The sequence below is a fragment of the Aggregatibacter sp. Marseille-P9115 genome, assembly GCF_920939465.1.
GTDB lineage: Bacteria > Pseudomonadota > Gammaproteobacteria > Enterobacterales > Pasteurellaceae > Aggregatibacter > Aggregatibacter segnis_B.
In genome coordinates this window covers 968,498-990,510 of the sequence record NZ_OV100759.1, presented here as the reverse complement: position 1 = coordinate 990,510, position 22,013 = coordinate 968,498, and the positions used below count along the sequence as shown (strand labels likewise).

Annotated in this window: 34 protein-coding genes; 30 read left to right on the top strand and 4 right to left on the bottom strand. The window is 41.9% G+C overall.

Going from position 1 to position 22,013, the window contains the following annotated elements:
- Positions 1-148: 148 nt before the first annotated feature.
- Positions 149-970 carry an OmpA family protein gene (locus LQ983_RS04705; RefSeq protein WP_230621812.1) on the top strand — a complete coding sequence of 274 codons (822 nt, stop codon included), beginning with the start codon at positions 149-151 and terminating at the stop codon, positions 968-970.
- A 135-nt stretch (positions 971-1,105) separates the two neighbouring features.
- On the opposite strand, the gene udp is transcribed toward LQ983_RS04705, so the two are convergent.
- Together udp and asnC are read right to left on the bottom strand one after the other, a co-directional pair.
- Entirely contained in the window at positions 1,106-1,864 is a 759-nt protein-coding gene (gene udp / locus LQ983_RS04700; RefSeq protein ID WP_109432556.1) for a uridine phosphorylase, read from the bottom strand.
- 28 nt (positions 1,865-1,892) lie between these two features.
- Positions 1,893-2,345, bottom strand: a complete 453-nt coding sequence (gene asnC, locus LQ983_RS04695; protein WP_005715729.1) for a transcriptional regulator AsnC — start codon at positions 2,343-2,345, stop codon at positions 1,893-1,895.
- 171 nt (positions 2,346-2,516) lie between these two features.
- On the opposite strand from asnC, the gene asnA reads away from it, so the two are divergent.
- Positions 2,517-3,509 carry an aspartate--ammonia ligase gene (gene asnA, locus LQ983_RS04690; protein WP_005715731.1) on the top strand — a complete coding sequence of 331 codons (993 nt, stop codon included), beginning with the start codon at positions 2,517-2,519 and terminating at the stop codon, positions 3,507-3,509.
- Positions 3,510-3,639: 130 nt separating this feature from the next.
- On the opposite strand, the gene dusA is transcribed toward asnA, so the two are convergent.
- Together dusA and LQ983_RS04680 are read right to left on the bottom strand one after the other, a co-directional pair.
- Positions 3,640-4,623 carry a tRNA dihydrouridine(20/20a) synthase DusA gene (dusA, locus tag LQ983_RS04685; RefSeq protein ID WP_230621811.1) on the bottom strand — a complete coding sequence of 328 codons (984 nt, stop codon included), beginning with the start codon at positions 4,621-4,623 and terminating at the stop codon, positions 3,640-3,642.
- Positions 4,624-4,625: 2 nt separating this feature from the next.
- On the bottom strand, positions 4,626-6,014 hold the full coding sequence (locus LQ983_RS04680; protein WP_230621810.1) for a chloride channel protein: 1,389 nt from the start codon (positions 6,012-6,014) through the stop codon (positions 4,626-4,628).
- A gap of 260 nt (positions 6,015-6,274) precedes the next feature.
- On the opposite strand from LQ983_RS04680, the gene LQ983_RS04675 reads away from it, so the two are divergent.
- The 28 genes from LQ983_RS04675 to rpsM all read left to right on the top strand — a co-directional run bounded on the left by LQ983_RS04675 (position 6,275) and on the right by rpsM (position 22,001).
- A complete protein-coding gene (locus LQ983_RS04675; protein ID WP_230621809.1) occupies positions 6,275-7,279 on the top strand; it encodes an ornithine carbamoyltransferase in 1,005 nt (334 codons plus the stop codon).
- A 10-nt stretch (positions 7,280-7,289) separates the two neighbouring features.
- A complete protein-coding gene (gene arcC, locus LQ983_RS04670; RefSeq protein WP_005715738.1) occupies positions 7,290-8,222 on the top strand; it encodes a carbamate kinase in 933 nt (310 codons plus the stop codon).
- A gap of 110 nt (positions 8,223-8,332) precedes the next feature.
- Positions 8,333-9,862 carry a YfcC family protein gene (locus LQ983_RS04665; protein ID WP_005715740.1) on the top strand — a complete coding sequence of 510 codons (1,530 nt, stop codon included), beginning with the start codon at positions 8,333-8,335 and terminating at the stop codon, positions 9,860-9,862.
- Between the two features lie 95 nt (positions 9,863-9,957).
- Positions 9,958-10,425 (top strand): Lrp/AsnC family transcriptional regulator, encoded by a 468-nt coding sequence (locus LQ983_RS04660; protein ID WP_048750164.1) that lies wholly within the window; start codon positions 9,958-9,960, stop codon positions 10,423-10,425.
- A 312-nt stretch (positions 10,426-10,737) separates the two neighbouring features.
- Entirely contained in the window at positions 10,738-11,049 is a 312-nt protein-coding gene (gene rpsJ, locus LQ983_RS04655) for a 30S ribosomal protein S10 (RefSeq protein ID WP_001181005.1), read from the top strand.
- A 16-nt stretch (positions 11,050-11,065) separates the two neighbouring features.
- Positions 11,066-11,692, top strand: a complete 627-nt coding sequence (gene rplC, locus LQ983_RS04650; RefSeq protein WP_005704440.1) for a 50S ribosomal protein L3 — start codon at positions 11,066-11,068, stop codon at positions 11,690-11,692.
- A 15-nt stretch (positions 11,693-11,707) separates the two neighbouring features.
- A complete protein-coding gene (rplD, locus tag LQ983_RS04645; protein WP_005556240.1) occupies positions 11,708-12,310 on the top strand; it encodes a 50S ribosomal protein L4 in 603 nt (200 codons plus the stop codon).
- Entirely contained in the window at positions 12,307-12,609 is a 303-nt protein-coding gene (gene rplW / locus LQ983_RS04640) for a 50S ribosomal protein L23 (RefSeq protein WP_005701885.1), read from the top strand. Before rplD ends, rplW begins: the two co-directional genes overlap by 4 nt.
- Before the next feature lie 20 nt (positions 12,610-12,629).
- Positions 12,630-13,451 (top strand): 50S ribosomal protein L2, encoded by an 822-nt coding sequence (rplB, locus tag LQ983_RS04635; RefSeq protein WP_005701883.1) that lies wholly within the window; start codon positions 12,630-12,632, stop codon positions 13,449-13,451.
- Positions 13,452-13,476: 25 nt separating this feature from the next.
- Positions 13,477-13,752 (top strand): 30S ribosomal protein S19, encoded by a 276-nt coding sequence (gene rpsS, locus LQ983_RS04630; protein ID WP_005539416.1) that lies wholly within the window; start codon positions 13,477-13,479, stop codon positions 13,750-13,752.
- 10 nt (positions 13,753-13,762) lie between these two features.
- Complete coding sequence (rplV, locus tag LQ983_RS04625; protein WP_230621808.1) at positions 13,763-14,095, top strand: 50S ribosomal protein L22; 333 nt, start codon at positions 13,763-13,765, stop codon at positions 14,093-14,095.
- A 16-nt stretch (positions 14,096-14,111) separates the two neighbouring features.
- Positions 14,112-14,819, top strand: coding sequence for a 30S ribosomal protein S3 (gene rpsC, locus LQ983_RS04620; protein ID WP_005715746.1), 708 nt, complete (start codon positions 14,112-14,114; stop codon positions 14,817-14,819).
- 13 nt (positions 14,820-14,832) lie between these two features.
- Positions 14,833-15,243 carry a 50S ribosomal protein L16 gene (rplP, locus tag LQ983_RS04615; protein WP_005715748.1) on the top strand — a complete coding sequence of 137 codons (411 nt, stop codon included), beginning with the start codon at positions 14,833-14,835 and terminating at the stop codon, positions 15,241-15,243.
- A complete protein-coding gene (gene rpmC / locus LQ983_RS04610; RefSeq protein WP_005539356.1) occupies positions 15,243-15,434 on the top strand; it encodes a 50S ribosomal protein L29 in 192 nt (63 codons plus the stop codon). The genes rplP and rpmC overlap by 1 nt, the downstream gene beginning before the upstream one ends.
- Entirely contained in the window at positions 15,434-15,691 is a 258-nt protein-coding gene (rpsQ, locus tag LQ983_RS04605) for a 30S ribosomal protein S17 (protein WP_005539352.1), read from the top strand. The genes rpmC and rpsQ overlap by 1 nt, the downstream gene beginning before the upstream one ends.
- Positions 15,692-15,986: 295 nt before the next feature.
- Positions 15,987-16,358 carry a 50S ribosomal protein L14 gene (gene rplN / locus LQ983_RS04600; RefSeq protein ID WP_005548786.1) on the top strand — a complete coding sequence of 124 codons (372 nt, stop codon included), beginning with the start codon at positions 15,987-15,989 and terminating at the stop codon, positions 16,356-16,358.
- Between the two features lie 10 nt (positions 16,359-16,368).
- Entirely contained in the window at positions 16,369-16,680 is a 312-nt protein-coding gene (rplX, locus tag LQ983_RS04595; RefSeq protein ID WP_005548785.1) for a 50S ribosomal protein L24, read from the top strand.
- 17 nt (positions 16,681-16,697) lie between these two features.
- A complete protein-coding gene (rplE, locus tag LQ983_RS04590; protein WP_005715751.1) occupies positions 16,698-17,237 on the top strand; it encodes a 50S ribosomal protein L5 in 540 nt (179 codons plus the stop codon).
- A 12-nt stretch (positions 17,238-17,249) separates the two neighbouring features.
- Positions 17,250-17,555 carry a 30S ribosomal protein S14 gene (gene rpsN, locus LQ983_RS04585; RefSeq protein WP_005715753.1) on the top strand — a complete coding sequence of 102 codons (306 nt, stop codon included), beginning with the start codon at positions 17,250-17,252 and terminating at the stop codon, positions 17,553-17,555.
- A 36-nt stretch (positions 17,556-17,591) separates the two neighbouring features.
- Complete coding sequence (gene rpsH / locus LQ983_RS04580) at positions 17,592-17,984, top strand: 30S ribosomal protein S8 (RefSeq protein WP_005715755.1); 393 nt, start codon at positions 17,592-17,594, stop codon at positions 17,982-17,984.
- 15 nt (positions 17,985-17,999) lie between these two features.
- A complete protein-coding gene (gene rplF, locus LQ983_RS04575; protein ID WP_005715756.1) occupies positions 18,000-18,533 on the top strand; it encodes a 50S ribosomal protein L6 in 534 nt (177 codons plus the stop codon).
- A 13-nt stretch (positions 18,534-18,546) separates the two neighbouring features.
- Positions 18,547-18,900: a 50S ribosomal protein L18 gene (rplR, locus tag LQ983_RS04570; protein WP_048750160.1), complete on the top strand. Its 354-nt coding sequence runs from the start codon at positions 18,547-18,549 to the stop codon at positions 18,898-18,900.
- A gap of 15 nt (positions 18,901-18,915) precedes the next feature.
- Positions 18,916-19,416, top strand: coding sequence for a 30S ribosomal protein S5 (rpsE, locus tag LQ983_RS04565; protein WP_005715763.1), 501 nt, complete (start codon positions 18,916-18,918; stop codon positions 19,414-19,416).
- Between the two features lie 6 nt (positions 19,417-19,422).
- Complete coding sequence (rpmD, locus tag LQ983_RS04560) at positions 19,423-19,602, top strand: 50S ribosomal protein L30 (protein WP_005715766.1); 180 nt, start codon at positions 19,423-19,425, stop codon at positions 19,600-19,602.
- A gap of 3 nt (positions 19,603-19,605) precedes the next feature.
- A complete protein-coding gene (rplO, locus tag LQ983_RS04555; RefSeq protein WP_230621807.1) occupies positions 19,606-20,040 on the top strand; it encodes a 50S ribosomal protein L15 in 435 nt (144 codons plus the stop codon).
- 3 nt (positions 20,041-20,043) lie between these two features.
- Entirely contained in the window at positions 20,044-21,369 is a 1,326-nt protein-coding gene (gene secY / locus LQ983_RS04550; RefSeq protein ID WP_005715771.1) for a preprotein translocase subunit SecY, read from the top strand.
- 24 nt (positions 21,370-21,393) lie between these two features.
- The gene (gene rpmJ, locus LQ983_RS04545) at positions 21,394-21,507 is read left to right on the top strand and encodes a 50S ribosomal protein L36 (protein ID WP_005548767.1); all 114 of its coding nucleotides are present in this window, start codon (positions 21,394-21,396) and stop codon (positions 21,505-21,507) included.
- Between the two features lie 137 nt (positions 21,508-21,644).
- Positions 21,645-22,001, top strand: coding sequence for a 30S ribosomal protein S13 (rpsM, locus tag LQ983_RS04540; protein ID WP_005548758.1), 357 nt, complete (start codon positions 21,645-21,647; stop codon positions 21,999-22,001).
- Positions 22,002-22,013 lie beyond the last annotated feature (12 nt).

Below are 22,013 nucleotides of genomic sequence, written 5' to 3'. Positions count from 1 at the left end.
AGGTGAATTTCGCGCGAAAAAATGACCGCACTTTTGCGTGCAATCAGGTTTAATCATGTGATTACGCCTTGGCAACCTAAAAGAACTAAGCTAAATAAGCCAAAGTTGAAACAGACAACATATTTTATGAATTTTACGAGGTGAAGAGATGACCTTAGCAAAAATGTTATTATCGACTATCGCAGCGACAATGTTGGTTGCTTGCGGTAATTTAAGTCAAGTATCTAAAGAAGGCGCACCGGCGGATAACACGGAGTTGGTATGGCCTAAAATTGAAGATTCCAAATTTAATCACGATGGCAGCCAATTCGGTTCTTGGCCGAATTGGGATAATGTGCGTATGATTGAAAAAGGGATGAATAAGGATCAGCTTTATAATTTGATCGGCCGTCCGCATTTTGCAGAAGGTTTATTTGCCGTACGTGAATGGGATTACGTTTTCCATTATCGTGAAAACGGCGAACATAAAGTATGCCAATATAAAGTTTTGTTTGATTCAGACATGAACGCACAAAATTTCTATTGGTATCCAAACGGTTGTAACAGCAATTTCTCCTTCAGCTTAGCCGGTGATTTCTTATTTGATTTTGATAAGGACACATTAACCGCAAGAGGTGTTGAAATGATTGATAACATTGCTCAACAGTTAAAATCAGCGCATGCGAAAGACGTGAAAATTGATGGTTATACGGATCGTTTAGGTTCAGACCGCTATAATTTAGCCTTATCACAACGTCGTGCAGACCGCGTGAAAGCACGTTTAATCGAATTAGGTTTGAATGCGCATATTGTAGCTATCGGGCACGGTAAAGCAAATCAAGTGAAAGCTTGTGATGGCAGTGGGCAAGCACTAAAAGATTGTTTAGCGCCTAACCGTCGTGTAGAGATTTCCTCTTCCGGCTCATTGGTAAAAGCCGAAGGCACGAAATCTATGGGAAGAACAGGTCCTGCACCGTTATACGCAAAATAACATGCTAAAAAAAGCCTCTGAACAGAGGCTTTTTTATTGCCATTGATTTGGTTAAGACAATAAGAAAGAGCGGTCGAAAAATACAATGAATTTCGACCGCTCTTTTTTATGCGATAAGCCCTGTGCTTACGTCAATTACACTAACAAGCCTGCCGCTTTCACTACCACATGAATGGCAGTTTCTTCCGTGGATTGAATAGTCGCCTCATTCGGGATTTCTTGTTGGGTGCGGTTGACGATAGCGCCTGCGATCATGCCGGCACGTAAACCAAGGGCAGAGCACATGGTGAACAAGGTAGCCGATTCCATTTCGTAGTTCATGACGTTCAGTTCTTGCCATTGTTTTAATGAACCTTGGAAATGACGGCAAATTTTGCCGGTGTAGGTGTCATAACGTTCTTGTCCTGGGTAGAAAGTATCTGAAGAGGCGGTGATACCCACATGGACGGCATCGCCGACTTCTTCTTTGGCGACTTTGTAAAGGGCCTCGGTACATTCAAAGTTTGCTACCGCCGGATATTCTAATGGGGCGAAATGGCGGCTTGCACCATCGAGACGTACGGCACCGGTTGTGACTAATAAATCACCGACGTTAATGTGCGGTTGGATGGCACCGGTTGTACCGATACGTAAGAAAGTACGCACACCGAGTTGGGCTAATTCTTCTACTGCGATGGAAACCGATGGGCCGCCAATACCGGTGGAACATACGACCACGGCGTGTTCCTCAATATAGCCGAGCCAAGAGGTAAATTCGCGGGTGGAGGCGAGGAATTTGGGGCGATCCAATAAGCGTGCAATGCGTTCCACACGCTCCGGCGCACCTGGAACGATGGCTAATTTAGCCCCATCTAACATGGCTTTTGTTAAGCCAAGGTGAAAGACTTCTGACATAACATCCTCCTTTCTTGTTCTTTGTTTTTTACGGTTTAATATCACGCAAAATCGGATTCTGCATGGAAATTAAGGTTTCTGTGGATTGAATTTCGTCGATTAATTGAATTTTTGCCGACAAGACTAAATGGAGTTCGGCAATGGTGTGTGTCATGACTTTAATGAAAATGGAATAATTGCCGGTGGTGTAATAGGCTTCTACTACTTCATCAATGGCCTCTAGCTTTTTGATCACTTTGTCATAATCTTTTGCCGATTTCAAAATAATGCCAATGAAACCGCAAACATCATAACCTAGTTTGCGTTCATTGATTTTCACTTTTGTCCCTTCAATAATGCCTGACTGGCGCATTTTTTCCACTCGAACATGAATGGTGCCGGGGCTAACACCAAAATTTTTCGCCATTTCTGCATAAGGGGTTCGGGCATCTTTGGTTAATACACGCAATATTTGTTGATCTAAATTGTCGATATTGTGCATAACTCGCTCCTTCTCTATAAAAAATCTAAATAAATTATTTATTTTTTATATTCCATCTAAATAATAATGAAATTTTTTTAATTTTGGCTAAATCATGTTGCATTAAACCTAAAGAATAGAGAGAATCTCCGCCATTCATATAGGAACATTAAATAATATAGGGTAAAAACAATGAAAAAGACATTTATTTTGCAACAACAAGAGATTAGTTTTGTAAAAAATACATTTACTCAAAACCTCATCGAGCAATTAGGTATCATCGAAGTTCAAGGCCCAATCTTAAGTCAGGTTGGTAATGGCATGCAAGATAACCTTTCCGGTATTGAAAAAGCGGTTCAAGTGCATGTAAAACAAATCCCAAATGCCGTGTTTGAAGTAGTTCACTCTTTGGCAAAATGGAAACGTCATACATTAGCCCGTTTTCATTTTAGAGAAGGCGAAGGCTTGTTTGTACACATGAAAGCGTTGCGTCCGGACGAAGATTCGTTAGATGCGACCCACTCCGTTTATGTGGACCAATGGGACTGGGAGAAAGTGATTCCAGAAGGTCGTCGCAATTTCGCCTATTTAAAAGAAACCGTGAATTCGATTTATCGTGCGATTCGCTTAACCGAATTGGCAGTGGAAGCCCGTTTTGATATTCCATCCGTACTACCAAAACACATTACTTTCGTACACAGCGAAGACCTCGTGAAACGCTATCCAAACATGAGCGGCAAAGAGCGTGAAAATGCGATCTGTAAAGAATATGGCGCAGTTTTCTTAGTCGGTATCGGCGGCAAATTGTCTGACGGCAAGCCACATGATGGACGTGCACCGGATTACGATGACTGGACAACAGAGTCAGAAAACGGCTACAAAGGCTTGAACGGTGATATCTTGGTTTGGAACGACCAACTCGGCAAAGCCTTTGAGTTATCTTCTATGGGGATTCGTGTAGATGAAGCAGCGTTACGTTTACAAGTGAGCTTAACCGGCGATGAAGACCGTCTCAACATGGATTGGCACCAAGAATTATTGCAAGGTAAATTGCCGTTAAGTATCGGCGGCGGTATCGGGCAATCTCGCTTGGCGATGTTATTATTGCGTAAAAAACATATCGGCGAAGTGCAATCCAGCGTTTGGCCGAAAGAAATGTTAGAAGAATATCAACATATTCTATAATAAGATGAAAAAGTGCGGTGAGTTTGAAAAACGTTTTTTAAATCTACCGCACTTTTGTTTTATAACTGATTTATTGATGGCACGCATTTTCTCATGCGTGCTTTTTTTGCATTTAAAACTGACCGCACTTTTACGCTTCCACAAACCCTAATGCGGTTTCTAACACATCAATGCCGGCGCCGGCTTTGTAGGCATTTTCGCTTAAATAACGACGCCATTGGCGTGCGCCTTTGCAGTTTTGGAAAGCGCCAAGCATGTGGCGCACGATATGATTGAGATAGACGCCTTGGCTGAGTTGCTGTTCGATGTATGGAAACATGTTTTCCACCGCTTGGCGTGGGGTGATGATCGGGGCATTGGCGTCAAACAATGCGTGATCGATATGACCGAGCAAAGCGGGATTTTGATAAGCTTCGCGACCTACCATGACACCATCCACATACTTCAAGTGCTGTTGCATTTCTTCAAGGGTTTTAATGCCACCGTTGATGCTGATGAGCAAATGGGGGAAATCCTGTTTTAGTTGATACACACGTTCGTAATTTAGCGGCGGAATTTCACGATTTTGTTTCGGGCTTAAACCGGATAACCACGCTTTACGGGCATGCACGATAAATTCTTGACAGCCGGCTTGGTGCACTTTTTGGACAAAATCACAGAGAAAATCATAGCTGTCAAAATCATCAATGCCAATGCGGGTTTTTACGGTGACAGGAATGTGCACCGCACTTTGCATTTGTTGCATGCACTCTGCAACCAGTTCCGCGTTTGCCATTAAACACGCACCGAACATACCGTTTTGTACACGATCGGATGGGCAACCCACATTCAGATTGATTTCTTGGTAGCCGCGCTGTTGCGCTAATTGAGCGCAATGTTGAAGTTGTTTTGGATCGCTGCCGCCCAGTTGCAACGCCACCGGGTTTTCTGCCGCATCAAAATCAAGATGATCGTATTTGGCATGAATGATGGCTTGGGTGGTCACCATTTCCGTATAAAGCAAGGCGTGACGGGAAAATTGGCGGTGGAAATAACGGCAATGGCGCGTTGTCCAATCCAGCATCGGGGCAACGGCGAAGCGGCCACGGTAAAAGTGCGGTTGATTTTGGGACATTTTTATGGGTTTTCCTTCATGTCTTTTTGCGTTTCTTCTTTTATCCGCTGGCGGAAACGCCCTGCCGCCATGTGATAAAACGGCTTCGGATTAAATTGGCGTGAAATAATGGAGGAAATCAGGCAGCAAATCAATAGCCAAATTAATACAGGTTGGCAGCCGGTCATTTCCATCACGATAACGCTGGAGGTGACCGGTGATTGTGTCGCGCCAGCTAAAAATGCCGCCATACACAATAATACCAACAAACGCTGGTCGACTGAACCGTCAGTAAAGGCGGCAACTTGCACGCCAAGCCCAGCACCGATGGTGAGTGAAGGGGTGAAAATACCACCGGCAATACCCGTCCAATATGTGCCTACTGTGGCGAACAGTTTCATGATGCCAATGTCGTTTTGCACAGCTTGTCCATCGAGCGCTCGGGTGACGACTTGGTAACCTGTGCCGTAAGTTTGGCCGTTGGTGTAAACGCCAAGTGCGGTCAATATTAAGCCTAAAATAATGGCGGTGAAAATAGGGTGCTTGCGTATCCAATGGCGACAGAAAGGGAAGGTGCCGGCTGCGCCTTTGATTAACAAACGGCCGAAAATTCCCCCACTGATACCACTCACAGCACCACAAACTAAAACCCATAAACATAAATAAGGCATATCGGTTACGCCACGATATGTGGGGAAATAGGGGTTGTTGCCTTCAATAGCCACTAAAATAAAACCAGCCGCGAGTACGCCTAACAATACGCGTCGTTCCCAACGCAATAGCACACCACGACCCAATTCTTCGATGGCAAAAATAACACCGGCTAAAGGCGCATTAAATGCGGCGGCGAGACCACCGGCCGCCCCGGTTGCCATCAGTTCATTCGCACTCAATCCGGTAAATGCCACGCCATATTTTCGGCACAAGTTGCCCCACCATAACATCACGGCTGCACCGACTTGTACGGACGGCCCTTCCCGTCCAACAGAGGCGCCGATAAGCATCGCTAGAAATGTCAGTGGAATTTTCCACAGAGTTTGCCCAAAAGCGACTAAACGGTTTTTATTGGCTTGATGAGGCAGACTAAGGGAGGCAATGACTTGCGGGATGCCGCTGCCACCGACATAAGGCGTGTATTTGGCGATGAACCAGGTTAAGAGCGCCAAACCGCCGGGCAAAATAAACCAGACAGCAAGGGGATATTGTTGTGTCCAATGGGCGTTCCATTCCAAGCCCAAATCCGCAAGTTTGGCAAACCCAAGAGAAAATAACGAAACCAAGCTGGCGCCGATCAGTAAACAGGTAAATTCAACGCTTTTATGGGAGATTCGATAGGTTTGACGTAATTTCTTGTGTAAAACATACCGCACTTTAATGGCGTTATGACGTAAAAAAAGAAGCACAGTGTTCATGATGAGATTAATGTTGGGTGATGAGATTAAAATTTTTTCACATAGAAAATTTTTTGTTCGAATTTTATACCAATAAAAAGCCCTTTGTTAGAAATTTGTTCAAAATCTTTACATTACGAGCGGAAATTCGAAACGATATTTACTTGCCTTTCTTTTAGAATAAAGACGTTCGCAAGGAGTAGGTTGTATGTCGAATAAATAGTTTGTGAATAGCTTGGCTATTCGGATTAAGTCAATAAACAAAAATCAAGGAGATTATTATGGCTTTCAATCTTAAAAACAGACACTTATTAAGTCTTGTTAATCACTCAGAACGTGAAATCAAATATTTATTAGATTTATCCCGAGACTTAAAAAGAGCAAAATATGCCGGTACCGAACAGCAAAAATTAAAAGGCAAAAACATTGCGCTAATTTTTGAAAAAACCTCTACCCGTACCCGTTGCGCTTTTGAAGTCGCTGCTTATGACCAAGGCGCCCAAGTCACTTACATCGATCCAAACTCGTCTCAAATTGGCCACAAAGAAAGTATGAAAGACACTGCCCGCGTATTAGGCAGAATGTACGATGCTATTGAATATCGTGGTTTCAAACAAGAAATTGTGGATGAATTAGCAGAATATGCCGGTGTGCCGGTATTCAATGGTTTAACTGACGAGTTCCACCCAACACAAATGTTGGCGGACGTGTTAACCATGATTGAAAACTGCGATAAACCATTAAGTGAAATCAAATATGTGTATATCGGTGATGCGCGCAACAACATGGGTAACTCCTTGTTATTAATTGGTGCTAAATTAGGTATGGATGTACGCATTTGCGGGCCGAAAGCCTTATTACCGGATGCAGAGTTAGTTGACATGTGCGAAAAATTTGCAAAACAAAGTGGCGCACGCATTACGGTAACCGATGATATTGATAAAGCTATCAAAGGCGTTGATTTCGTGCACACCGACGTATGGGTTTCCATGGGTGAGCCATTAGAAACCTGGGGGGAACGCATTAAATTATTATTACCGTATCAAGTCACTCCTGAATTGATGAAACGCACCGGCAATCCGCGTGTGAAATTCATGCACTGCTTGCCGGCATTCCACAACAGCGAAACCAAAGTGGGCCGCCAAATTGCAGAAAAATACCCTGAATTAGCAAATGGTATTGAAGTGACCGAAGATGTCTTTGAGTCGCCAATGAATGTGGCCTTTGAGCAAGCGGAAAACCGCATGCACACCATTAAAGCCGTACTTTATTCCAGCTTAATTTAAGAGGTGGTATATGAGAATTGTTATTGCATTGGGTGGAAATGCCTTATTGCGTCGCGGCGAGCCGCTCACCGCTGAGAACCAGCGATTAAACGTGCGTATCGCTTGTGAACAAATTGCGAAGATTTATCCAAATAACGAATTGGTCATCGCACATGGTAATGGTCCACAAGTAGGTTTGTTAGCATTACAAAGTGCAGCCTATAAAGAAGTGCCTCCTTATCCGTTAGATGTATTAGGTGCAGAATCTGTGGGTATGATTGGTTACATGATTGAACAAGAATTAGGTAACTTAGTGCCGTTTGAAGTGCCGTTCGCCACATTGCTATCACAAGTAGAAGTGGATATTAATGACCCGGCATTTAAGAACCCAACTAAACCAATCGGTCCGGTGTATTCCAAAGAAGAAGCCGAACGCTTGGCAAAAGAGAAAAACTGGACCATTGCACAAGATGGTGATAAATATCGTCGCGTGGTGCCAAGTCCGTTACCAAAACGCATTTTTGAAATCAACCCGGTGAAATGGTTGTTGGAAAAAGGCAGTATCGTGATTTGCGCCGGTGGTGGCGGTATCCCTACTTACTACGATGAGCAACATAATTTGCGCGGCGTAGAAGCGGTTATCGATAAAGACTTATGTTCTGCACTACTTGCCGATAATCTGGAAGCAGATTTATTCATTATCGCGACTGATGTGTCAGCAACCTTTGTAGATTGGGGCAAACCAACACAAAAAGCTATCGCATCAGCACCACCGGATGAAATTGAAAAAATGGGCTTTGCCGCCGGTTCTATGGGACCAAAAGTACAGGCTGCAGTAAATTTCGCACGTAGTACGGGTAAAGATGCCGTGATTGGATCACTTTCTGATATCGTTGATATCGTGAAGGGTAAAGCCGGCACACGTATCACGAATAAAGTGAAAGAAATTTCTTATTATTCATAATAATAAACTCACTTTGAGTATTTTAGCAGTTCAAAGTAGAATGTGCGGTCGGCATGGTTGATGAATGATTATGCCGATCTGCTAACTTCGATATTGACGAGGAGTCTGCTATGGAAGCGTCTAATAAAAAAAAGGTCTTTAATTTCCCATCAGCGTTCACGATTTTATTCTTCATTTTAATCCTTGCGGTGGGATTAACATGGGTTATTCCTTCCGGTTCCTATTCTAAGTTGACCTATAATATGACCGAAAAAGTCTTTGTAGTAAAAGCTTATGGTGAGCAAGATAAAACCTATCCTGCTACGGAAGAAACCTTAAATAATCTTAATATCAAAATTAAACTCTCCAATTTCACCGAAGGGGTGATCAAAAAACCGATTGCCATTCCGGGCACTTATCAACGTATTGAACAACATTACAAAGGTATCAAAGATATCCCTATCAGCATGGTGGAAGGAACCATCGAAGCGGTGGATGTGATGGTGTTCATCTTCGTGCTGGGCGGTATGATCGGGGTGATTAACAGAACAGGGTCATTTAACGCAGGGCTCATGGCATTGGCACGGCGCACGAAAGGCAATGAATTTATGATTGTATTTAGTGTTTCCGTGTTGATGGTGTTAGGCGGTACAACTTGCGGTATCGAAGAAGAAGCCGTTGCGTTTTACCCTATCTTGGTGCCGGTATTTTTAGCGCTGGGGTATGATGCAATCATCTGTGTTGGTGCAATCTTCTTGGCTTCCTCCATGGGGACAGCGTTTTCCACAATTAATCCATTCTCAGTAGTTATTGCGTCTAATGCGGCCGGTATTCAATTTACCGAAGGGATTGGATTCCGTGCCATTGGTCTCTTGTTAGGGGCAACTTGCGTGATTTCTTACTTATATTGGTATGGTAAGAAAGTAAAAGCGGATCCGAGTTTTTCCTATACTTATGAAGATAGAGAAGAGTTTTATCATCGTTATATGAAAAACTTTGATCCAAATACCGTGCTTGAATTTACCTTAAGAAGAAAACTGATCTTAATCCTCTTCTGTATTGCTTTCCCAATCATGATTTGGGGGGTAATGGCAGGCGGTTGGTGGTTCCCACAAATGGCTGCTTCTTTCTTGTCCATCACGATTATCATCATGTTTATCAGTGGCTTAAAAGAAAAAGACATCGTGGAATCCTTTACCGAAGGGGCATCCGAATTGGTTGGTGTATCTTTGATTATCGGTTTAGCGCGTGGTGTAAACTTAGTGCTTGAACAAGGTATGATTTCCGACACCATTTTGGATTACATGTCTAACCTTGTAAGTGGTATGCCGGGTAGCGTCTTTATTCTTGGTCAATTAGTAGTCTTCATCTTCTTAGGCCTTATCGTACCATCTTCTTCCGGTTTGGCAGTGCTTTCCATGCCAATTATGGCACCACTTGCGGACGCAGTGGGTATTCCGCGTGACATCGTGGTTTCTGCCTATAACTGGGGTCAATACGCCATGTTGTTCTTGGCACCGACCGGTTTGGTGTTGGTGACATTACAAATGTTGCACATTCCATTTAATAAATGGGTGAAATTTGTGATGCCGATGATTGGCTGCTTACTGGTCATCGGGGCAATCCTACTGGTTGTTCAAGTCTCCTTATATAGCGTTTAACATCAATTTTAATAAAGGCCACCTATATCACAGTTTTTTATAGGTGGCCTTGTTATAATGCGAACGCATTTTCTTTCCTAAGAAACGGATTTTTCATGTTTAAGAAATTATTCGATAACATTGATACACGCATTTTAAAAGCTTTACAACGTAATGGACGCTTGCAAAATAATGAGCTCGCCAAAGAAATCGGGCTGTCAAATTCCGCTTGTTTGCGGCGGGTAAACCATTTAGAAGAAAGCGGTGTTATCGATGGTTATACGGCGTTATTGAATCCTAAAAAATTAAACCGCAATTTACTTGTTTATGTGCAGGGGACATTTTTTGAAGAAGATCCTGCCCTCAAAGAGCGGTTCATTTTTGAAGTGAAATTGATTCCGCAAATCACGGAATGTCATTTGATGGCGGGAAGTTACGATTTTATTTTAAAAATGCTGGTATCCGATTTGGATGAATTTCACGCCATAAAAACCAAATATTTGACCAAAGAGATCGGCATTAAAACGTTAAAGTCGGAAGTGTCGCTAAAAACCATTAAATACACTACCGAATTGCCTTTGTAATTCGCTTTTTCATCAATAAAGTGCGGTCGTTTTAGAAAACGTTTTTAAAATTCACCGCACTTTATCAATGTAAAAAGTAAGAAAAGGCTTGCAGTGAAGACGAGGTTTTAGTAGAATTGACGGGCTTTAATTATAGAAGCCGTTTAATGTAATCATTTATTAAACGGGTATTACGATATGTAATACTAACAATGTCTCCGATTTGGGGACTATATAACAGGTAGCTTGCACCTCCTTTTCTTGTTGTTTTGATGTAAGAATTGTGATGGTGTTAGTTTTTTTATTAGCTAAATTTATTGGAGCTCTGGTCTCATGCAGAACCAAAGAATCCGTATCCGCCTTAAAGCGTTTGATCATCGTTTGATCGATCAATCCACAGCGGAGATCGTTGAAACAGCTAAACGTACCGGTGCGCAAGTGCGTGGTCCGATTCCTTTACCAACTCGTAAAGAGCGTTTCACAGTATTGATTTCTCCACACGTAAATAAAGATGCGCGTGACCAATATGAAATCCGTACTCACAAACGTTTAGTTGATATTGTTGAGCCAACAGAAAAAACTGTTGATGCTTTAATGCGTTTAGACTTGGCTGCCGGCGTTGACGTGCAGATCAGCCTAGGTTAATTAAGAGGTTATTACAATGATTGGTTTAGTCGGTCGTAAAGTCGGTATGACCCGTATCTTCAATGAAGATGGTGTGTCTGTACCGGTTACCGTTATCGAAATCGAAGCCAACCGCGTAACTCAAGTTAAAACTCTTGAAAACGATGGCTATACTGCAGTTCAAGTTACCACTGGTTCTAAAAAAGCAAGTCGTGTAACGAAGCCTGAAGCGGGTCATTTCGTGAAAGCTGGCGTTGAAGCTGGTCGCGGTTTATGGGAATTTCGTACTGAAGGTGAAGAATTCACTTTAGGTCAAGAAATTAACGTTGACATCTTCGCAGATGTTAAAAAAGTTGATGTTACCGGTACTTCTAAAGGTAAAGGTTTCCAAGGTGGTGTTAAACGTTGGAACTTCCGTACTCAAGATGCTACCCATGGTAACTCTTTATCACATCGTGTTCTCGGTTCTATTGGTCAAAACCAAACTCCGGGTCGTGTGTTTAAAGGTAAAAAAATGGCAGGACACTTAGGTGCTGAGCGTGTAACCGTTCAATCCCTTGAAGTTGTTCGTGTAGATGCTGAGCGTAAATTGTTATTAGTAAAAGGTGCCGTTCCTGGTGCTACTGGTAGCGATGTTATCGTTAAGCCGGCAGTTAAAGCATAGGTCTAGGAGATAGAGATGGAATTACAAGTTGTTGGTGCTAATGCACTCACTGTTTCTGAAACTACCTTCGGCCGTGAGTTTAACGAAGCGTTGATTCACCAAGTTGTTGTTGCTTATGCAGCAGGTGCTCGTCAAGGCTCTCGTGCACAAAAAACTCGTGCTGAAGTGTCTGGTTCAGGTAAAAAACCTTGGCGTCAAAAAGGTACAGGTCGTGCTCGTTCCGGTGATATCAAATCACCAATTTGGCGTTCTGGTGGCGTGACTTTCGCAGCGAAACCACAAGATCACAGTCAAAAAGTGAACAAGAAAATGTACCGTGGTGCAATCAAAAGCATTCTTTCCGAGCTTGTTCGTCAAGATCGTTTAGTTGTTGTTGATAAATTTGAAATTGATGCACCAAAAACCAAAGTATTAGTACAAAAATTAAAAGAATTAGCACTTGAAGATGTGTTAATTATCACAGCAAGTTTAGATGAAAATCTGTTCTTGGCAGCACGTAACTTATACAAAGTAGATGTTCGTGATGCTCAAGGTATCGATCCGGTAAGTTTAATTGCTTTCGATAAAGTAGTTGTAACTGTGGATGCTGTGAAGCAAATTGAGGAGATGTTAGCATGAGTCAAGAACGTTTGCTAAAAGTGCTTAAAGCACCACATGTCTCTGAGAAAGCAACAAATAACGCTGAGAAGTCAAACACAATCGTTTTCAAAGTCGCTTTAGATGCGAATAAAGTAGAAATTGCTAATGCAGTAGAGCAACTTTTTGAAGTGAAGGTGGATTCTGTTCGTACCGTTGTGGTGAAAGGTAAAACTAAACGCCGTGGTGCTAAGATGGGACGTCGCAGTGACTGGAAAAAAGCTTATGTTACACTTCAAGAAGGACAATCTTTGGACTTCGTTGAAGGCGCAGCAGAGTAATTACGGAGGAGTAGAAGATAATGGCTATCGTTAAATGTAAGCCGACCTCCGCTGGTCGTCGTCATGTTGTTAAAGTTGTTAATCCTGAGTTGCATAAAGGTAAACCTTTTGCTGCGCTTTTAGATACTAAATCTAAAACTGGTGGTCGTAACAACTACGGTCGTATTACTACTCGTCACATCGGTGGCGGTCACAAACAACACTATCGTTTAATTGATTTTAAACGTAATAAATTAGACATTCCTGGTGTTGTTGAACGTTTAGAATACGATCCGAATCGTTCTGCAAATATTGCTTTAGTGCTTTATAAAGACGGTGAACGTCGTTATATCTTAGCACCAAAAGGTTTGGCTGCAGGTGATCAAATCCAAGCGGGTGCACATGCGCCAATTAAAGTTGGTAACTCATTACCAATGCGTAATATCCCGGTTGGTTCTACTGTACATAACGTTGAATTAAAACCAGGCAAGGGCGGTCAAATTGCTCGTTCAGCCGGTGCTTATGTACAGATCATTGCCCGTGAAGGTAACTATGTGACTTTACGTCTCCGTTCTGGTGAGATGCGTAAAGTATTAGCTGAATGTTCTGCCACCATTGGTGAAGTGGGCAATTCAGAGCATATGCTTCGCGTATTGGGTAAAGCCGGTGCTAACCGTTGGAGAGGCGTACGCCCTACAGTTCGTGGTACAGCAATGAACCCAGTAGATCACCCACACGGTGGTGGTGAAGGTCGTAACTTTGGTAAACACCCAGTAACACCTTGGGGCGTTCAAACTAAAGGTAAGAAAACTCGCCATAACAAACGTACTGATAAATATATCGTACGTCGTCGTGGTAAATAATTTTAATTAAATAAGAGGATAAGCCATGCCACGTTCTCTCAAGAAAGGTCCTTTCCTTGACCTACACTTGTTGAAGAAGGTAGAGAAGGCGGTGGAAAGCGGGGATAAAAAACCAATTAAAACTTGGTCCCGTCGTTCAATGATCATTCCATCAATGATTGGATTGACCATCGCAGTCCATAATGGTCGTCAGCATGTTCCTGTTTATGTTTCTGATGAAATGATCGGTCATAAATTAGGCGAATTTGCACCGACTCGCACTTACCGCGGTCACGCTGCGGACAAGAAAGCTAAGAAGTAAGGGGTAAAAGATGGAAACTATTGCAAAACATCGTTACGCTCGCACTTCAGCGCAAAAAGCTCGCTTAGTTGCGGATTTAATCCGTGGCAAGAAAGTTGCTCAAGCTCTAGAAATTCTTACTTACACGAATAAAAAAGCATCTGCTTTAGTGAAGAAAGTTCTTGAGTCAGCGATTGCTAATGCTGAGCACAATGACGGTGCAGATATCGATGATCTTAAAGTTGCGAAGATTTTCGTAGATGAAGGTCCAAGCATGAAACGTGTTATGCCACGTGCTAAAGGTCGTGCAGATCGTATTTTAAAACGTACAAGCCACATTATTGTGGTTGTGTCAGATCGTTAATCGTAGAGGAATAACAATGGGTCAAAAAGTACATCCACATGGTATTCGCCTAGGTATTGTAAAACCTTGGAGCTCTACTTGGTTTGCGAATACACAAGACTTCGCTGACAATCTTGAAGGCGATTTCAAAGTACGTCAATTCTTAAACAAAGAATTAGCGAATGCTTCCGTTTCACGTATCACTATTGAACGTCCTGCGAAAAGTATTCGTGTTACTATTCACACAGCTCGCCCTGGTATCGTCATTGGTAAAAAAGGCGAAGATGTTGAAAAATTGCGTAATGCAGTGGCAAAAATTGCCGGCGTTCCTGCTCAAATCAACATTGCTGAAGTGAAAAAACCTGAATTAGATGCAAAATTAGTTGCAGACAGCATCGCTTCACAATTAGAACGTCGTGTTATGTTCCGTCGTGCTATGAAGAAAGCGGTACAAAATGCAATGCGTTTAGGCGCTAAAGGTATCAAAGTTGAAGTTAGCGGTCGTTTGGGCGGTGCTGAAATTGCTCGTTCTGAATGGTATCGTGAAGGTCGCGTGCCTCTACATACATTGCGTGCGGACATCGACTATAACACTGCAGAAGCTCATACTACATACGGCGTAATCGGCGTTAAAGTATGGATCTTCAAAGGTGAGATTCTTGGTGGAATGGCTGCGCTAGCGCAACCGGAACAACAACCTGCCGACAAGCCTAAAAAGGCTCCGCGCGGTAAAGGTCGTAAGTAAGGAGAATCGCTAAATGTTGCAACCAAAACGTACAAAATTCCGTAAAGTTCACAAAGGCCGTAACCGCGGTATCGCGGGCGGTACAGAAGTTAGCTTCGGTACTTTCGGTTTAAAAGCAGTTGGTCGTGGTCGTTTAACTGCGCGTCAAATTGAAGCCGCTCGTCGTGCTATGACACGTGCAGTAAAACGTCAAGGTAAAATCTGGATTCGTGTATTTCCGGATAAACCAATTACTGAAAAACCATTAGAAGTCCGTATGGGTAAAGGTAAAGGTAACGTTGAGTACTGGGTAGCCTTAATCCAGCCGGGTAAAGTTCTCTATGAAATGGATGGTGTGTCTGAAGAGATCGCAAGAGAAGCATTTGCATTAGCAGCTGCTAAATTGCCAATTAAGACCACTTTCGTAACTAAGACGGTGATGTAATGAAAGCTCAAGAACTACGTACAAAAAGTGTTGAAGAGCTGAATGCTGAATTGGTTAACTTGTTAGGTGAGCAATTCAAGTTGCGTATGCAAGCAGCCACCGGTCAGCTTCAACAAACCCATCAGTTAAAACAAGTGCGTCGTAGTATTGCACAAATTAAAACTGTTCTAACCGAAAAGGCGGGTGAGTAATGACTGATAAAATTCGTAGCGTGCAAGGTCGTGTAGTAAGTGACAAGATGGAGAAGTCTTTCGTTGTTGCTATTGAACGCAAGGTTAAACACCCACTTTATGGTAAGTTTATCCGTCGCACAACTAAACTACATGTGCACGATGAAAATAACGAAGCTAAGTTAGGTGATTTAGTAGAAGTTCGTGAATGTCGTCCGATTTCTAAAACTAAATCATGGACTTTAGTTCGTGTAGTTGAGAAAGCAGTGATTGCTTAATTAACGACAGAAAGTAATAAAATAAAAGCCAATAGTGTAAAGCTATTGGCTTTTCATTTTTTAAACGCTTGAAATTCTGACCGCACTTCTGTTTTCTCACATAAGTAAGAGGGGGATGAAATTTTACTAACTGGAATTTTTTCCTATAAGTAAATTTTTAGAAATAAAATCCCGTTGCTTTTTATATCTAATTTTGCTAAACTGCGCCACCTCTCCGTCATATACATTTATTTAATGTGTATTTTCGGAAGGTTCGTCCCGCAAGGGTGGTTTTTTAATTTAACGGAGCACTAATATGATCCAAGAACAGACTATGCTGGATGTTGCTGATAACTCAGGGGCTCGTAGCGTAATGTGTATCAAGGTTCTAGGTGGATCGCACCGTCGTTATGCTGCTATTGGCGACATCATCAAAATTACCGTAAAAGAAGCAATTCCACGTGGTAAAGTAAAAAAAGGTGATGTGTTAAAAGCAGTTGTTGTGCGCACCAAGAAGGGTGTTCGTCGCCCAGATGGGTCAGTTATTCGTTTCGATGGTAATGCTTGTGTAATTTTAAATAATAACACCGAGCAACCAATCGGTACTCGTATTTTTGGACCGGTGACTCGTGAACTTCGTTCTGAGAAATTCATGAAGATCATTTCTTTAGCTCCAGAAGTACTGTAAGGAGAATGTAATGGCTGCAAAAATCCGTCAAAATGATGAAGTAATTGTGCTTACCGGCAAAAGCAAAGGTAAGCGCGGCAAGGTAACAAAAGTGTTATCTAACGGTAAAGTGATTGTTGAAGGCGTAAATATCATCACTAAGCATGAAAAACCGGTACCTGCATTAGGTAAAGAAGGTGGTTTAGTGAAGAAAGAAGCTGCAATTGATGTATCAAACGTTGCAATTTTCAACCCAACAACAAATAAAGCTGACCGAGTAGGTTTTAGATTCGAAGACGGCAAAAAAGTACGTTTCTTCAAATCTAACAATGAAATTATTTAACAAACTGGAGTAATGCGATGGCGAAACTGCATGATTACTACAGAGATCAAGTAGTAAATGAATTGAAAACTAAATTCAACTACTCATCTGTCATGCAAGTCCCACGAATCGAAAAGATAACCCTAAATATGGGTGTGGGTGAAGCATTGACCGATAAAAAATTGCTAGATAATGCAGTAGCAGATTTAGCAGCAATTAGCGGTCAAAAACCTTTGGTTACTAAAGCTCGCAAGTCTGTTGCAGGCTTTAAAATCCGTCAGGGATATCCAATCGGTTGTAAAGTAACACTACGTGGTGAACGTATGTGGGAGTTCTTAGAACGTTTAATTACAATTGCTGTTCCACGTATTCGTGACTTCCGCGGTTTAAGCGCGAAATCATTCGATGGTCGTGGAAATTACAGTATGGGTGTGCGTGAGCAAATCATCTTCCCTGAAATCGACTACGATAAAGTAGATCGTGTACGTGGTTTAGATATTACTATTACCACAACAGCTAAGAATGATGAAGAAGGTCGAGCACTATTGGCTGCCTTTAATTTCCCATTCCGTAAGTAAGGCAGGTTGCAAATGGCTAAACAATCAATGAAAGCACGCGATGTAAAGCGCGTCAAATTGGCTGAAAAATTTTATGCGCAACGCGTAGAATTGAAAAAAATTATTTCTGACGTTAATGCCTCTGACGAAGATCGTTGGAATGCCGTGATGAAGTTACAAACTTTACCACGTGATTCTAGCCCTAGTCGTCAACGTAACCGTTGTCGTCAAACTGGACGTCCTCACGGCGTTCTTCGTAAGTTTGGTTTAAGCCGTATTAAGGTTCGTGAAGCTGCTATGCGCGGTGAAATCCCAGGCCTTAAGAAAGCTAGCTGGTAATATGCCACTTTAATTTGGAATCGGAGTAAAAGCACAATGAGTATGCAAGATCCTATCGCAGATATGTTGACCCGTATTCGTAACGGTCAAGCTGCGAATAAAGTTGCGATCAGTATGCCTTCATCCAAGCTAAAAGTTGCAATTGCCAATGTATTAGCTAGCGAAGGTTATATCGAAAGCGTTAAAGTAGTTGAAGGTGTAAAACCTGAATTGGAAATTACATTAAAATATTTCCAAAATAAACCGGTTGTAGAGAGTATTCAGCGTGTAAGTCGCCCAGGTCTTCGTATTTACAAACGTAAAGATGAATTACCGAAAGTAATGGGTGGTTTAGGTATTGCTGTAGTATCTACATCTAAAGGTGTAATGACTGACCGTGCAGCTCGTCAAGCGGGTTTAGGCGGTGAGATCATTTGTTATGTAGCTTAATGGAGAGGTAGGAAAATGTCTCGTGTTGCAAAAGCACCTGTTAGTATTCCTGCCGGTGTTGAGGTAAAACTTAACGGACAGTTACTAACAATTAAAGGTAAAAATGGTGAGTTGTCTCGCTCTATTCATCATTCAGTAGAAGTTAAGCATGAAAATAATGAATTAACATTTTCACCTCGCGAAGGTATTGAAGGTGGTAATGCTCAGTCAGGTACTGCTAGAGCATTAGTTAATTCCATGGTTATCGGTGTGACTGAAGGATTTACAAGAAAACTACAATTAGTAGGTGTAGGTTATAGAGCTCAAATTAAGGGAAATGCTGTTGCTTTAAGTCTTGGATTTTCTCACCCTGTTGAGCATGTTTTACCTGCAGGAATTACTGCTGAGTGTCCTTCTCAAACTGAAATTGTTTTGAAAGGCTCAGATAAACAGTTGATTGGTCAAGTTGCTGCAGATATTCGTGCTTATCGTCGCCCTGAACCGTATAAAGGTAAAGGGGTACGTTACGCTGATGAAGTGGTACGTATTAAAGAAGCTAAGAAGAAATAATTAAGGTAACACTATGGATAAGAAATCAGCTCGTATCCGTCGTGCGGCTCGTGCGCGTCATATGATGAGAGAGCAGGGAGTAACTCGTTTAGTTATTCATCGTACTCCACGTCATATCTACGCTCAGGTGATCGCACCAAACGGTTCGGAAGTGCTTGCTGCTGCTTCTACTGTTGAGAAAGTAATTAGTGAGCAAGTGAAATATACCGGAAATAAAGAAGCAGCCGCTGTTGTCGGTAAAGTTGTTGCGGAAAGAGCATTAGCAAAAGGCGTTAAAGACGTGGCTTTTGATCGTTCTGGTTTTAAATATCATGGCCGTGTCCAATCTTTAGCGGATGCTGCTCGTGAAGCTGGTCTACAGTTCTAATTGAGGTAATTTGAGATGTCAAACATCGAAAAACAAGCTGGTGAACTGCAAGAGAAGCTAATTGCGGTAAACCGCGTATCTAAAACTGTGAAAGGTGGTCGTATCATGAGCTTCACTGCGTTGACCGTAGTGGGTGATGGTAATGGTCGTGTCGGTTTTGGATATGGCAAAGCGCGTGAAGTTCCTGCAGCTATTCAAAAGGCAATGGAGAAGGCGCGTCGTAATATGATCAATGTAACTTTAACTGAAGGAACATTGCAGCACCCTGTTAAGGGTGTTCATACAGGTTCTAGAGTATTTATGCAACCTGCTAGTGAGGGTACCGGTATCATTGCCGGTGGTGCAATGCGTGCTGTGTTAGAAGTTGCTGGCGTACGTAACGTATTGTCAAAGGCTTATGGTTCAACTAACCCAATCAATGTTGTTCGTGCAACTATTGATGCTTTAGCAAATATGAAATCACCAGAAATGGTTGCTGCTAAACGTGGTAAATCAGTTGATGAAATTTTGGGGTAATTAATAATGGCTAAAACTATTAAAGTAACGCAAGTTCGTAGTTCTATTGCTCGTTTACCGAAGCATAAAGCTACACTACGTGGTCTTGGTCTTCGCCATATGCATCATACTGTTGAGTTAATTGATACTCCGGCAGTACGTGGAATGATTAACCAGATTTCATATATGGTTAAAGTGGAGGAGTAATAGATGCGTTTAAATACTCTATCTCCGGCTGAAGGTGCTAAGCATAGTGCTAAACGTCTTGGTCGTGGTATCGGTTCTGGTTTAGGTAAAACCGGTGGACGTGGTCATAAAGGTCAAAAATCTCGTACCGGTGGCGGTGTTCGTCGTGGGTTTGAAGGTGGTCAAATGCCTTTATATCGTCGTTTGCCTAAATTTGGTTTTACTTCAATGAAGTCTTCAGTAACAGCAGAAGTTCGTTTAGATGACCTAAACAAAATTGAAAATGGCATTGTAACTTTAGAGACACTAAAAGCAGCTAATATTTTAACTAAGGATATTCAGTTTGCTAAGGTAATTTTAGCTGGTGAAGTTAAAGTTAAGTTAGTTGTTCGTGGATTACGTGTTACTAAAGGCGCTAAAGCAGCTATTGAGGCTGTTGGCGGTTCAATTGAGGAATAATTAATGGCTAAGCAACCAGGCTATCAAACGAGAAGTGTTCAAGACGGTAAAAGTGAACTGAGAAGCAGATTATTATTTGTTCTTGGAGCGCTTATTGTTTTCCGTATTGGTTCGTTCATTCCGGTTCCTGGTATAGATGCAGCTGTGTTAGCTCAATTAATTGAACAGCAAAAAGGCACCATCATTGATATGTTTAATATGTTCTCTGGTGGTGCATTGAGCCGAGCTTCTATTTTTGCTTTGGGCATTATGCCTTATATCTCGGCATCAATTATTATTCAGTTGTTAGCATCGGTTCATCCAGCACTTGCTGAGTTAAGAAAGGAAGGTGAATCTGGTCGTCGTAAAATTAGTAAGTATACCCGTTATTCTACGGTTGTTCTTGCTACCTTGCAGGCGGTTGGTATTTCAACGGGTTTACCTAACATGCTACCAGGCCTAGTTCCGAATCTAGGGTTTGGGTTCTATTTTACTGCCGTGATTAGTTTAGTTACAGGAACCATGTTTTTAATGTGGCTAGGCGAGCAAATTACAGAGCGTGGTATTGGGAATGGCATTTCTTTAATTATCTTTGCTGGTATTGTGGCAGGATTGCCTGCGGCTGTAGGTCAAACAATTGAGCAAGCTCGTCTTGGTCAGATGCATTTTCTTGTTCTTATATTAATTGCTGTAATTGTCTTCGTAGTTACTTATTTTGTTGTTTTCGTAGAACGAGGGCAAAGAAGAATTAAAATTGAGTATGCTAAACGCCAACAAGGTAGACAAATCTTGGGGGGACATACGACTCATCTTCCATTAAAAGTGAATATGGCAGGTGTTATCCCAGCAATTTTTGCATCAAGTATAATTCTTTTCCCAGCAACATTAACTCAATGGGTTGGGCAAGGGTCAAGTTTAGAATGGCTAACTGATTTATCAATGTTATTGCATCCTGGGCAACCTTTATACTTGATTGTTTATGCTACTGCAATTATCTTCTTTAGCTTTTTCTATACTGCAATGCAATATAATCCTAGAGATACAGCAGATAACTTGAAAAAATCAGGTGCATTTATACCTGGAATTAGACCTGGGGAACAAACATCTCGGTATATCGATAAAATTATGACTAGATTAACTCTTATTGGTGGTCTATATGTCACATTTGTTTGTTTAGTTCCTTATATCATGACATCAGCTTGGAATGTGCAGTTTTATTTTGGTGGTACCTCCTTGCTAATTGTTGTGGTGGTCATTATGGATTTCATCGTTCAGATTCAGAGTCATTTGATGTCTACAAAATATGAATCTGCGTTGAAAAAAGCAAACCTCAAAGGTTTTGGACAATAGTCCAATTATTAAAAAGGATAAGCAATGAAAGTTCGTGCTTCCGTTAAGAAATTATGTCGTAACTGTAAGATTGTTAAACGCGAAGGTGTTGTTCGTGTACTTTGTAGCGATCCTAAGCATAAGCAACGTCAAGGTTAGTTGATATTTTTCTTGCAAAGAACAGGTTGGGTATATATACTACCCAACTCATTTATTTCCTTGACGCTCTGTTTGAGTATCCTGAAAACGGGCTTTTCAAGATCAGAGTGTCAACTAATTAACAATAGGAGTGCATAGTGGCCCGTATTGCAGGCATTAACATTCCTGATCATAAACACGCTGTAATCGCTTTAACTGCAATTTACGGTATTGGCAAAACCCGCTCAAAAAGCATTTGTGCTGCTGCAGGTATTGCTGAAGATGTTAAGATCAGCGAATTGTCTGAAGAGCAGATTGACAAACTGCGTGACGAAGTTGGTAAATTTACCGTCGAAGGGGATTTACGTCGTGAAGTAACACTTAACATTAAACGCCTATTAGATTTAGGTTGTTATCGTGGTTTACGTCATCGTCGTAGTTTACCGGTACGTGGTCAACGTACTAAAACTAATGCGCGTACCCGCAAGGGTCCTCGTAAGCCGATCAAAAAATAGTCGGGGTAAATT